Origin of the sequence: Halomonas chromatireducens, assembly GCF_001545155.1 — a bacterium.
GTDB classification, from domain to species: Bacteria; Pseudomonadota; Gammaproteobacteria; order Pseudomonadales; family Halomonadaceae; genus Halomonas; species Halomonas chromatireducens.
On sequence record NZ_CP014226.1, the window covers coordinates 1892853 to 1904787 of the forward strand.

Annotated in this window: 10 protein-coding genes; 4 read left to right on the top strand and 6 right to left on the bottom strand. The window is 63.9% G+C overall.

The annotated features are described in order from the left end of the window. Window positions 1-88 precede the first annotated feature (88 nt). The gene (locus LOKO_RS08755) at window positions 89-1195 is read right to left on the bottom strand and encodes a histone deacetylase family protein (protein ID WP_235588983.1); all 1107 of its coding nucleotides are present in this window, start codon (window positions 1193-1195) and stop codon (window positions 89-91) included. Window positions 1196-1303: 108 nt separating this feature from the next. Further along, entirely contained in the window at window positions 1304-2215 is a 912-nt protein-coding gene (locus LOKO_RS08760; protein WP_066447822.1) for a LysR family transcriptional regulator, read from the bottom strand. A gap of 202 nt (window positions 2216-2417) precedes the next feature. Here LOKO_RS08760 and LOKO_RS08765 point away from each other — a divergent pair, with 202 nt between their 5' ends. From LOKO_RS08765 to LOKO_RS08780, 4 genes are read left to right on the top strand one after another with little or no spacing between them, the layout of a single operon-like run. Further along, window positions 2418-3398: a TAXI family TRAP transporter solute-binding subunit gene (locus LOKO_RS08765; RefSeq protein ID WP_066447824.1), complete on the top strand. Its 981-nt coding sequence runs from the start codon at window positions 2418-2420 to the stop codon at window positions 3396-3398. 22 nt (window positions 3399-3420) lie between these two features. After that, window positions 3421-5340 (top strand): TRAP transporter permease, encoded by a 1920-nt coding sequence (locus LOKO_RS08770; protein ID WP_066447827.1) that lies wholly within the window; start codon window positions 3421-3423, stop codon window positions 5338-5340. Beyond that, window positions 5337-6725 (top strand): acyclic terpene utilization AtuA family protein, encoded by a 1389-nt coding sequence (locus LOKO_RS08775; RefSeq protein ID WP_066447830.1) that lies wholly within the window; start codon window positions 5337-5339, stop codon window positions 6723-6725. The genes LOKO_RS08770 and LOKO_RS08775 overlap by 4 nt, the downstream gene beginning before the upstream one ends. Beyond that, the gene (locus tag LOKO_RS08780) at window positions 6712-7095 is read left to right on the top strand and encodes an AtuA-related protein (RefSeq protein WP_066447833.1); all 384 of its coding nucleotides are present in this window, start codon (window positions 6712-6714) and stop codon (window positions 7093-7095) included. The genes LOKO_RS08775 and LOKO_RS08780 overlap by 14 nt, the downstream gene beginning before the upstream one ends. A gap of 74 nt (window positions 7096-7169) precedes the next feature. Here the strand turns inward: LOKO_RS08780 and LOKO_RS08785 are convergent, their stop codons facing one another. From LOKO_RS08785 to LOKO_RS08800, 4 genes are all read right to left on the bottom strand, one after another. Continuing rightward, the gene (locus tag LOKO_RS08785; RefSeq protein WP_066447836.1) at window positions 7170-7646 is read right to left on the bottom strand and encodes a peroxiredoxin; all 477 of its coding nucleotides are present in this window, start codon (window positions 7644-7646) and stop codon (window positions 7170-7172) included. Window positions 7647-7729: 83 nt separating this feature from the next. Then, on the bottom strand, window positions 7730-9700 hold the full coding sequence (locus LOKO_RS08790; RefSeq protein WP_066447840.1) for a tripartite tricarboxylate transporter permease: 1971 nt from the start codon (window positions 9698-9700) through the stop codon (window positions 7730-7732). Between the two features lie 84 nt (window positions 9701-9784). Further along, window positions 9785-10879, bottom strand: a complete 1095-nt coding sequence (locus LOKO_RS08795) for a Bug family tripartite tricarboxylate transporter substrate binding protein (RefSeq protein ID WP_066447844.1) — start codon at window positions 10877-10879, stop codon at window positions 9785-9787. Between the two features lie 60 nt (window positions 10880-10939). Beyond that, complete coding sequence (locus LOKO_RS08800; RefSeq protein WP_066447847.1) at window positions 10940-11824, bottom strand: fumarylacetoacetate hydrolase family protein; 885 nt, start codon at window positions 11822-11824, stop codon at window positions 10940-10942. Between the last annotated feature and the right edge of the window lie 111 nt (window positions 11825-11935).

The following is an 11935-nucleotide window of genomic DNA, read 5'->3' on the forward strand; positions in this document are numbered from 1 at the left end:
GCCATCACATGGCTCCGGTTGCTTCTAACATCGGCTGCTTCAATAGCGACATTGTAGCGGTTAGTCCATACGCGGGTCTGACCCCTCTTCAACCCTGTTCCTGCGCTGAGAAGGCGGGTCGATGAAAGGCGGCTGCTGCTTCCACCTCGGCGAGGCCGGTGAGGCCGGGCTCCGGGGCCTCGGCGCCGGCGAGCACCGACAGCACCGTTCTCACGCCGCGGGACAGGGAGAGCAGGTGATACCCCCCTTCCAGCACGAAGACCAGCCGACTGTCACAGTGCTTTTTGGCAAGGTCCTGCAGCATGCGTGTCATTGACGCGAAGCCCTCGTAGGAGACATTCAGCGCCAGGTCGAAAGGGTGAGGGTCGAACCCGACCGATACCAGAATCAGGTCTGGCTTAAAGGAGTCCGTGGCGGGGATCAGGATGTCCTCGAAGGCCTTCAGGTAGGCTCGGTCTCCGGATCCTGCCGGCATGGGCACATTGATGGTGGTGCCTTCACCGAGGCCCACGCCGACATCCTCGAGGTTGCCGGTGCCGGGATAGAAAGGGGAGGAGCGGTGGATATCGAAGAGCATCACGTCGGGATCGGCCCAGAAGATGTCCTGGGTACCGTTGGCGTGATGGGCGTCCCAATCGACGATCAAGACGCGTTCGCAGCCAAGCTTCGCCCTGGCATGGGCCGCTGCCACGGCCACGTTGTTGAACAGGCAGAAGCCACGGGCGCGAACAGGTTCGGCGTGATGGCCGGGTGGCCGAACCAGGGCGAAGGCGCTCTGAGTTCGCCCCTCGATGACGGCTTCCACCGCGGCGATGGTGGTGCCGGCGGCCACTTCTGCCGCCTCAACGCTCCCAGGGGAGACGGCGGTGGTATCGACGTCGAGCCAGGCATTGTGGCCGCGCAGCTCAAAGACATGGTCCAGATAGGAGCTGGTATGGACTCGCCCCAGCTGCTCGCGAGTGGCGGCTTTGCCACTCTCGAATAGCAGGCCGGGTACCGGTTCGAGTTCGAGCAGCTGTCGAATGGCAGTCAGCCGTCCGGCATGTTCCGGGTAGACCCAGGGAACCTTGAGTGCCGACAGGAGTTCGCGTACACGCCGGTCCATGCGCCCCGGCAGGAAGGGGGCATCGGAATCCGGTTTATGTGCCAGAACACGCTCATCGTAGAAGACGGTTACCTGGTTTGTATCGGCCACTGGCAGTACTCCTTGCACAGGCGCTGCGGGCATTGAGTGGTGCAGCGCTTCATCCATATGGGCAAGGATAGTCGAGGGAGTGGTGACATGTCGTTCTCTGGCGGGACGTTATGGCGAAGAGACGGCTTCCGCTGGCGTTGCGCTTGCCTGGATCATGGCGTGGAGCGCCGCGGCGGCCGCCGAGAGGGCATCGCGCCGGCGCATCACGATCCCCAGTTCGCGACGGATGGTCGGCGTCACCAGGGGGCGGTGGTCGATACCCTCCGAGGCGATCTGGCGAAAGCTGAGCGAAGGCAGCACGCTTATTCCCAGGCCGGCGGCCACCATGCGTCCTACCGTGGCGATCTGGCTGGCATCGCAGATGATATCCAGTGGCTGGCCCACTTCCATCATGATGCGATCGATATCCTGGCGTGAGCTGGAAAGACGATTGATGCCGATGAATGGCTGTCTTGCCAGCTGCGCCCACTCGACGCTTGCCTGCGCAAGCAGCGGGTGTCCCAGGGGGCAGACCGCCACATAACGGTCCACGAGCACCGGCTCGAAGACGAGATCCTCGGCATCCTGGGGCGACACCGACAGCCCCATGTCGGCGCGCCCCTCGCGCACCATCTGGTTTACCTGCTCGGCCAGCACGTCGTGAAGGCTCAGGTTGATGCGCGGGTAGCGGGCGTGAAAGTCTGCGATGATTCCCGGCAGCAGGCCGGCGGCCAGCGTAGGCAATGCCGCCACGGTGACCTTGCCGCGCTGCTTGGAGAAGCGTTCGCCGAGGTCGGCGAAGGCTTCGTTCCAGTCGTTGAGCAGGCGCACGGCTACCGGCAGGAAGGCGTCACCTTCCGGGGTAAGCGTCAACTGGCGAGTGCTGCGTGAGAACAGCGGGCCGCCCACCGTCTCTTCCAGCTTGCGAATGGCGATGGAGATGGCCGGCTGGGACAAGTGAATGCGCTCGCTGGCCTCGGCCAGGCTGCGGGAGTGGGCGACGGCAACGAAGGCCCTGAGCTGTTGAATGCTGGGGTTCATTTATAAAGTAAAACACACTTTAAAAACTATTCAATATACAAAATAGTCGACGCCCACCATTCTGCTACTGGGACTTCCATCCTCTCTATCCGGTTTGCCAAGCAACCATTCCGGTATCGAGTTCATCACAGCCAGTCACCACAACAAGTCATCACAACAAGTCACCACAACAATGAGCCCACCGCCGGGCCAAGGAGCCACCATGAAAACGACACTCAAGACGACGCTCACCGCCATGGCCGCCAGCGTCGGCCTGCTTGCCGCCGCGTCTGCCGTACAGGCCAACGAACGCCTGCTGATCGGCTCGACGTCGAGTTCCTCCAGCCACTATGGCTACTTCGTCGCCGTCAACCAGATCATCAACAGCCAGGTCGAGGGTGTCAGTGCCTCGGTTGCCGAGACCGGCGCCACCGTGGACAACCTGCGCCGCCTCGGTCGCAACCAGATCGACATGGGGCTGGTGACCACCAACACCGGCTACCATGCCTATGCCGGCCTCGAGGACTTCGACGGCCGCCCCGTGGATAGCCGGCTGCTGTGGGTCTATACCGTGGCGCCCCAGAACGTGGTGATGCGCCAGGATGCCGAGGTTGCCACCCTTGAAGAGCTCGAGGGGGTTCGCTTCAACCCGGGGATTACCGGTTCGGCCACCGAGAAGACCACTGAAGCCGTCATGCGCACTCTTGGCATTTCGCCCGACTACGTGCGTGGCTCCACCACCGATATCGTCGATGCCATGAAGGACGGGCGCGTCATGGGCTCGGCCAAGTCCGGCGTCGGCAATCGCCTCGACGGCTCGAGCATGGATATCGCCACCTTCACGCCGATCAGCGTGCTGTCGCTTTCCGATGAACAGGCCGACACGCTGCGCGCCGAGATGCCGGATGTGGCCATCGTCGATATCCCGGAAGGCGCCGGCGAGGGCATTGCCGCCTATACCACCTGGGCCTTCGGCGTGGCTGTGCATGCCCACCCGGACCTCGACGAGGAGACCGCCTACCAGATCGTCAAGGCGGTGATGGAGAACCCCGAGCCCCAGGCCAACGCCTTCTCCGCGGTACGCGACGCCGACCTCGCTGGGATGACCCTCGAAGTGGGCACCGTGCCGCTGCATGCCGGTGCTGCCCGTTACTTCGAGGAGCAGGGCCACGAGATTCCCGATGCCCTGAAGCCTGCCCAGTAACGGCGATCGATAGGTGCCTGCCATGCGCGCGAACCTGACCAAAGTGCTGGCCCTGATGCTGGGCGGGCTGATTCTCTATACCTCGGCCACCGGCCCCTTCGAGAGCCTGGTCCAGCGCAGCGTCTTTCTCGCGCTGGTGATCCTGCTGGGGTTGGTCATCTACCCACTGGGGGCCGGCAAGCGCTGGCGCCCGCTGGGGTTGGCCGTCGACCTGATCCTGGCGGTGGGCGTGGTGCTGGCCTGCGGCTACGTGGCCATGAACCATGACCGTATTCTGGTGGAGCTGCCCTGGGCATCGGCCCGGGACATGCTGTTCACCGGCGTATTGCTGGTGGCCATTCTCGAGCTGTCGCGCCGCGCCATCGGGGTCATCTTCCCGCTGCTGGTGATGGCGGGGCTGGCCTATGCCTGGCTGGGGGCCGCCATTCCCGGGCCGCTGGGGCACCGTGGTTTCGATGTCTACTACATCACCGAGACCATCTACCTGGGAGACCTGGGCGTCTGGGGCATGCTGGTGGGCGTGGCGGCCACGACCATCGCCGCCTTCGTGCTGTTCGGCTGCCTGCTGCTGCACACCGGTGGCGGCCAGACCTTCATGGACATGGCGCTGCGCATCAGTGGCCGCTCGCCGGGCGGGGCCGCCAAGGTGGCCACCGTGGCCTCGGGGCTGTTCGGCATGGTCAGCGGCAGTGCGGTGGCCAACGTGGCCACCACCGGCAACTTCACCATCCCGATGATGAAGCGGCTCAACTACCCGCGGCCCTTTGCCTCCGGCGTGGAGGCGGTGGCCTCCACCGGCGGCCAGATCGCTCCGCCTATCCTGGGGGCGGCGGCCTTCATCATGGCCGAGATCCTCGGCGAGAGTTACCTGCGCATCGCGCTTGCAGCACTGCTGCCGGCGGTCCTCTTCTACCTCGGCGTGTTCCTGACCATCCACCTGGTAGCCAAGCGCCGCAACCTTCAGGTAGTGCCCGACGACGAGCTGCCCACCTGGCCGGAAGTGCTTCGTCCCGAACGAATCATTCCAATCCTGGCTGCGCTGGGCGGGCTCTTCTACGGGGTGCTCAGCGGACGCTCGATCCAGTTATCGGCCTTCTATGGCATCCTGATGACGTTCTTGACCTTTGTGCCCTTCGCCCTGCTGGCGAGAAGGCCGCTGCGTGAGATCGTCGGCAAGCTGCTCTCGGGGCTGATGGATGCCGGCAAGGGCATGGTGATCATCGGCGTGTTGCTCGCCGGTGCCCAGATCCTGGTGGCGATGATCGGCATGACCGGTATCGGCGTGACCCTGGCCAGCCTGATCGTCAATGTCGGTGGTGAATCCCTGTTCCTGGTGGCCTTTATCGTCGGCGGCGTGTGCCTGATCCTGGGTATGGGCATTCCCACCACCGCTGCCTACGTGCTGGTGGCGTCGGTGCTGGCGCCGGCACTGACCACCATCGGCGTCGAGCCGCTGATTGCCCACCTCTTCGTGTTCTACTTCGCCACGCTGTCGGTAATCACCCCGCCGGTGTGTGTCGCGGTATTCGTCGCGGCGGGTATCGCCGGTACCAACTGGCTGCCAGCGGCAGGGGAGGCCGTGCGCCTGGCGGCGGCGATCTACGTCATTCCCTTCCTGCTGCTGATCTACCCGGCCCTGGCCGGCTTCGGCAGCTGGGTCGATATCCTGCTGGCCAGCTCCCAGGGCGTGGTGTTCGTGCTTGCCTTCGCCACGCTGATGTCGCGGGTGGCGATCACCGGCAGTCGTATCCTGGACGTGGCCGGACTGCTGCTGGTGGTCGGGCTGGCGTTGACGCCCGGCTGGTTGACCACGATAGGCGCCCTGCTGGTGCTGGGGGGACTCTATGCCCGTAACCGACAGCGAATTTCAGCGACGGCCCACGCTTTGGGTTCAGGCACGCCGAAGCCCCAGGGCGTCCATGCCAAGGAGACGCACCCATGACCTTCCTGTTGGGTAGCGGGGCCGGCTTCTCCGGTGACCGTACCGATGCGGCGATTCCCGTCGTGGCAGAGCTGATTCGCCGCGGACTGCCATCGGCCCTGGTATTCGAGACCCTGGGTGAGCGCACCCTGGCCGCCGCGCATCGGGCCATGCGCGAGGCTCCCGACGCGGGATACGAGCCCCTGCTGGCCGAGCTGCTAACGCCGGTGCTTGGCGATTGCCTGAGCCATGGCATCACTATCCTCGGCAACTTTGGCGCCGCCAATCCGGATGGCGCCTGCCATGTGGTTGCCGAACTGGCTGGGCGCGCTGGCTTTCCCCAGGCGCGGATTGGCCGGGTTCATGGCGATGATATCCGGGCGCGCCTCTCCAGCCTCGACCTGCAGCGCTGGGAGGCGGAAAACCGCGACCTGCCCGGTGAAGAGACGCTGATCTCCGCCAACGTCTACCTGGGCGCAGAGCCGCTGACCGAGGCGCTGGCGCTGGAAGCCGAGGTGGTGGTGACCGGGCGGGTGGCCGACCCGGCGCTGTTTCTGGCCCCTCTGGTACACCATTTCGGCTGGGCCTGGGACGACTGGGATAGCCTGGCCGCCGGCATGATGGCCGGCCATCTCGCCGAGTGCGGGGCCCAGGTCAGCGGCGGCTATTTTGCCGATCCGGGATGCAAGGATGTGCCCAGCCTGGCGACGGTGGGCTACCCGATCATCGAGGTAGAGGAGGATGGCAGCCTGGTGGTCACCAAGCCCCCGGGCACCGGCGGCTGCGTGACCGAACGTACCGTCAAGGAGCAGCTGCTCTACGAGGTCCACGATCCGGCCAACTACCTGACGCCCGACGTGGTGGTGGATCTCACTTCCGTCGAGGTCAGGCAGGTCGGCCCCGATCGGGTGGCGGTCAGCGGCATTCGCGGCAAGGCGGCACCGCAGCGGCTCAAGACCACGGTCTGCTACGAGGGCGGCTGGCAGGGCGAGGCGGAGATCTCCTATGCCGGACCCAACGCCCTGGCCCGGGCGCAGCTCGCTGCCGAGGTGCTGCGCGAGCGGCTGACGTTTCGTGCGCCGCCGGAGCTGCGTACGCGACTGGACATCGTCGGTCTTGCCAGCGTCTTCGACAGCGATGCCGGCGACCTTCAGCGCACGATGCCAGGCAGCGCCAGCGGCGACTACCGCCTGCGGCTGGCCGCGGAACATGCCGAGCGCCGCTGGGTGGCGCGAGCAACCCAGGAGCTGCTGGCGCTCTACTGCGCCGGTCCGGCAGGGGGCGGCGGCGTGCGGCGTCATTTTCAGCGGCGGGTATGCACGGCCTCCTACCTGGTCAAGCGCAGTGACGTGGAAGCCTTTGCCACGCTGTTCGAAAAAAGGAGCCACTACCATGTCGCCAGTTGAACCGACCCTGGTGTCACCATCCGAGCGGTCGCCGGGCCAGCCCCTCGACGACAGCGTCACGGTGCCGCTCCACCGCCTGGCCCATGCCCGCGCCGGCGACAAGGGGGACCGCCTCAACCTGGCGCTGTTCGCCTACGATCCGGACCACTACGCCCTGTTGCTGGAGCAGGTCACCGAGGAGCGCGTGCTCGCGCTGTTCGCCCACCGCGGTGCCAGCCGCGTACGGCGCTATCCAATGCCGGGTCTGGCCGGGATGAATCTGGTGATAGACGACGTTTTGCAGGGGGGGGTCAACGGTGCGCTCAACCTGGACGGCCATGGCAAGACGCTCTCGTTCCTGCTACTGGACATGACTATCGAAGTGAAGTAGAGGGTGAAACCAGTTAAGAAAGAGCCACCTACCAGAGGTGGCTCTTTGCCTATATATGGAATGGCTGGCTGGCGTTACAGCTGGGCCAGCACCGTTTCGGCACTGCTCTTCTCGACGCCCTTGGCGTCGATGCCGATGTACTCGACCACGCCGTCATTGGCGATCAGGGCGAAGCGCTTGCTGCGCATGCCCATGCCGCCACCGCTGGCATCCAGCTCGGTGCCAATGGCCTTGGTGAAATCGGCGTTACCGTCGGCAAGCATGGTGAAGGCCTGGGCATTCTGATCCTGCTGCCAGGCCCCCATCACGAAGGCATCGTTGACCGCCATGCAGGCGATGGTGTCGATTCCCTTGGCAAGGATCTCGTCGGCCTTGACCACGAAGCCGGGCATATGAGTGTTGGAGCATCCGGGCGTGAATGCACCCGGCACGGTGAACAGCACCACCCGCTTGCCGGCAAACAGCTCACCGGTGGAGATGTCCTGGGGGCCATCCGGGCCATTGGTCTTGATCGTGACGTCGGGAATCTTGTCGCCTACTGTCAGTGTCATACCAGATCCTTCCATGTGGTGTGTGGTGCTTCCAGGCTACGCCAATGTGCTGCCTTGTCCAGCATGCATGAGGTGGCGCGAGCTCACCATGGCATCGGCAAGCTGAACCAGATGCCCGATGGAGGGGTAAGACGCATCAGTGCGAACATCCCCTGGGCGGTGGCATACACGATGGCGCCGTAGAGTGCCGCGCTGGCCAGGCGCATCCTGGCACATATCAATAGCAACCAGGCCAGCAGCAGCGGGGTGGCCAGACTGAAGCCGACCAGCCATATCGCCACGCCATAGGCGAGAATGCCCGCCAAGACCGGCAGCTCCTGACGCGAGCCAAGATGAATGATCCGCCCTTGCCGACGCAGCCGATAGAGCTGCCGGCCAAGGATATACACGCTCAGCAGCAGCCCCGGTACGATTCCCAGCGCCGGCATCAGCCGGGCATTGCTTCGAAAGCCCAGCATCTCGTAGAAGGCATAGGCGAAGGTGACCAGCAGCAGCGACGAGGCGAGCAGCAGAACGGCAGTATCGCGGGGCGCTTCATCGTCGCTCGTGGTATGACTCGCTGGGCCGGTCGAGTCGGCGGGCGCCGTTGTCTGCCTGGCGCGCCACTTGCGCACCAGGCCGAGCAGCATGGGGACGACAATCAGCGATGCGATGATCAGCACGCCTGGCCGGGTCAGCCAGGTGAAGCCGTGAATCTGCGTGGTTAGCCAGAAGTACTGCTCCATGGGCGTGGCCAGCACGAAGCCCACTAGGACCGGTGCCCGCGGCCAGCCGGCATTTTTCATAAGCCAGCCGATCACCCCCAGCACCAGCAGGGCGAGAATGTCACCGAAGGTCTGGGTACCCTGATAGGCGCCGGCTACCATGATCAACAGCAAAGGTGCGGCGATCAGTGCGAAGTTGATGCGCGTCAGTCGGGCCAGATAGGGCGTCACGGCAAAGCACAGCGCGGCACCCATCACCGAGGCGAGCGCCACGCTCCACACGATCATGTACATCAGGTCCGGCGTTTCGCTGACCATCCTCGGCCCGGGATAGAAGCCGAACGAGAACAGTGCGCCGAGGAAGATGGCCGCGGCAGGCCCGCCGGGCACGCTGAACAGCATCGTCGGCACCAGATCGGAGATCACGGTGGCGTTGTTGGCGCCCTCGGCGCCGGCGACCCCACGTATTTCTCCCTTGCCGAAGCGCCGCTTGTCCTTGGTCGAACTCATGGCGTGTCCGTAGGCGATCCAGGTTGAGGCGCTGGCGCCAACGGCCGGTACGAAGCCGCCGAAGATACCGATGATCGACGAGCGCACGATCAGCCAGCGGCTGCGCCAGAACTCCCTGAAACTCTCGCCCCACTTGCCCATGGTCATGGGTTTGCCGGCGATACCGCCGCCGGCAGCGACCATGCCGATCAGCTCAGCCACTGCAAACAGCCCCAGTGCGACGATTGGCAGCGACAGGCCGTCCATCAGATAGGATTGGCCGAAGATGAAGCGGTAGTTGGCCGCGGCAGGAGCTGCGCCTACCACGCCCAGCAGGATACCGAAGCAGGCCGCGGCGAGACCCACGACAATATCCTTGCCGACCATGCTTGCGGCAAAGCAGAGCCCTACCAGGGCGAACATGAACAGCTCCGGCGTACCTAGTGCCAGCACCAGTGGGCCGGCAATCGGGATTGCCACGGAGAGGATCAGGGCGCCGAACAGGCCGCCGACCATCGATGCCAGAAAGCCCACACCCAGTGCCAGCGAGGCCTTGCCCTGCTTGGCCAGCGCATGCCCCTCGATGGCTGTGGGCGCTGAGGCCGGTGAGCCCGGAGCACCCAGCAGTACTGAGGTGATGGTGTCGGCAGTATAGATCACCGAGATGGCACCCAGCAGCATGGCCAGCCCCGAGTAGCTGTCCATGAGGTAGATAAACGGCAGCAGGATCGATACGGCAGCGACGCCGCCTAGCCCCGGGAGCATTCCGAACACCATGCCGGCCAGCATGCCGGCGAACAGCGCCAGCAGGCGTATAGGTTCGAACAGTAGCCCCAGAGCCGTTGTAATGTTCTCTAGCACAAGACATGTCCTATGCGGGGGTCAAAAAAACGCGGCCAGGGCCACTCGCGGGGCGGGTGGCTGGCCGCGGCATGGCGGTTGGTGTCAGAGATCGACGTCGTACTTTTCCGAGAGCAGCGTGCGCAGGTGCTCGCGTACCTCATCAGAAGGTTGAAGCGCCTCGCTGAGCGACTCGGTGACATCCGAGGCCGGCAGCAGGGAATAGCCGCCCACGGCGTTCACGCTCCGTTCCTGATACTCGGGGTCGCCGTTGATGGCGGCAATCGTTTGTTCGAAAATTTCAAGAATCTCGTCCGGTGTACCCTCCGGCAGGTAGGCAGTGAGGCCATAGTTGAAAGTCACGGCACCGATCGACTGGAAAGCGTCCCACTCCACGCCGGAGGGGGCTTCACCGTACAGCTCCTCATAGACTTCGTAGACCGAGGGGTAATCCGGGAAGGCCGCGTCCCGTGCGCTGAGTACACCGTCTTCTCCGACCGAGCCGCCGGTCATAATGGGTACCGCGCTGCCAGCCTCAACCATGTCGACCACCTGTGACATATAGGCCGGTGTGAACTGGAAGTCGATATTGGTTTCGCCGCGCTCGAAAGACAGGCGGGCCGGGCCGCGGCCATCGAAGCCGAGCACCGTCTGGATATCGAGGTCGAGCAACTCGAAGGCCAGCAGCGTGGGGAGGTCGCTGGCCGCTGCGGCGATGCCACCATAGATCAGGGGCATGTCGGGTTCCTTGAGACCCGCAGGCGAGTCGATCCCGGTCCGTGGCGAGACGTAGATTACCGCACCGAAGGGCAGGCTATAGGCCGGGCGCATGGCGGCGAGGTCATACTCCACAGCGTCCATGCCCAACACATAGGGGTTGGACGTGGACGAGGTGGTGAACAGGATCGTTTCGCCGTCCGGCTCGGCGTTCTGTGCGAACCAGTTGGCGCCGAGGATTGAGCCGCCCCCGGGGCGGGTCTGCACATTAACGCGAGGGTTGCCGGGCAGGTGCTTCTCGAGGAACGGCTCGAGGAATTTGGCGGCGACATAGGTGGCACCACCTTCGCCGAAGGGGACGACCATCTGGATGGTCTTGCCCTCGTAGAAGTCCTCGGCCAGGACATGGTTTGCGGCAAGGCCGCCGGCGGCGACCAGCACGGCGGCTGATAGCGTCTTGAGTACGGGTGGTTGCGTGAACATGGTGTGCTCCTGGTGTTGTTGTGAAATATTGTTGACCCGGTGCGTATACCAGAGGGAAGGTTACTGGCCAACTCGGTTCTCGAGTATCCCCATTCCCTCGACCTCAATGCGTACCACATCGCCAGTCTGCAGGAACCTGGGAGGGTTGAAGCCGATGCCGACCCCCACCGGGGTGCCGGTGATGATCACGTCCCCCGGCTTGAGTTCGATGCCAGCGGAGATGGTTTCGATCAGGGTGGGAATGTCGAAGATCAACTGACCGATATTGGAATTCTGGCGTAGTTCGCCGTTAACCCAGCACTTGATGCTGGCATCGGCGGGATCGATCTCATCGGCGGTGGTGATCCAGGGCCCCATCGGGCAGAAGCCATCCAGCGATTTGGCCAGATGCCACTGCTTGTGATTCTTCTGTAGGTCCCGGGCGGTGACGTCATTGACGACGGTATAGCCCCAGACGTGATCGAAGGCCTGAGCCTTGCTGATGCCTCGCCCTCCTTTGCCAATGATGATGGCAAACTCGGCTTCATAGTCGAGCTGCTCGGTCACCGCGGCGTGGCGCGGGATTTCATCGCCGTTGGCGATCAGGGTGTTGTAAGCCTTAGTGAAAATGATCGGGTGTTTTGGTACTACATCGTCGGCGCTGGTACTGCTGTCGAACCCGGAGTTGCTGAACTCGGCCGCATGTTCGAAGTAGTTCTTGCCGACGCAGAACATGTTGCGGTGGGGGTGTATGGGCGCCTCGACGCGTACCTCGTCGAGCGGCCTGCCGTCGTCGTGTAGCTGGATCCTCTCCCTGAGGTCGTCCCATGCCTGCACTAGCTGATTCATGTCCCCATCGAAGTTGGGTATCAGCTCGGACAGCGGCCAGTAGCGCTGGGTGTGCCCATCGATCAGGGCGACAAATGTCGCCTGATCGGGGCCGGAGCGGAGTGTGGCGAATTTCATCTGGCTTGGTTCTCCATAGGTTTATTTTGGTCCCGCATTTACCGAGATTAGAACTTGTGAAGTACCAATTCAAGGGTAATTTTTGAATAGTGAGACCAAATGGTATAGTTT

Excerpts from the sequence above, each read along its gene's own strand:
- LOKO_RS08760 (WP_066447822.1), bottom strand. The coding sequence starts at position 2,215 with ATGAACCCCAGCATTCAACAGCTCAGGGCCTTCGTTGCCGTCGCCCAC.
- LOKO_RS08765 (WP_066447824.1), top strand. The coding sequence starts at position 2,418 with ATGAAAACGACACTCAAGACGACGCTCACCGCCATGGCCGCCAGCGTC.
- LOKO_RS08770 (WP_066447827.1), top strand. The coding sequence starts at position 3,421 with ATGCGCGCGAACCTGACCAAAGTGCTGGCCCTGATGCTGGGCGGGCTG.
- LOKO_RS08775 (WP_066447830.1), top strand. The coding sequence starts at position 5,337 with ATGACCTTCCTGTTGGGTAGCGGGGCCGGCTTCTCCGGTGACCGTACC.
- LOKO_RS08780 (WP_066447833.1), top strand. The coding sequence starts at position 6,712 with ATGTCGCCAGTTGAACCGACCCTGGTGTCACCATCCGAGCGGTCGCCG.
- LOKO_RS08785 (WP_066447836.1), bottom strand. The coding sequence starts at position 7,646 with ATGACACTGACAGTAGGCGACAAGATTCCCGACGTCACGATCAAGACC.
- LOKO_RS08795 (WP_066447844.1), bottom strand. The coding sequence starts at position 10,879 with ATGTTCACGCAACCACCCGTACTCAAGACGCTATCAGCCGCCGTGCTG.
- LOKO_RS08800 (WP_066447847.1), bottom strand. The coding sequence starts at position 11,824 with ATGAAATTCGCCACACTCCGCTCCGGCCCCGATCAGGCGACATTTGTC.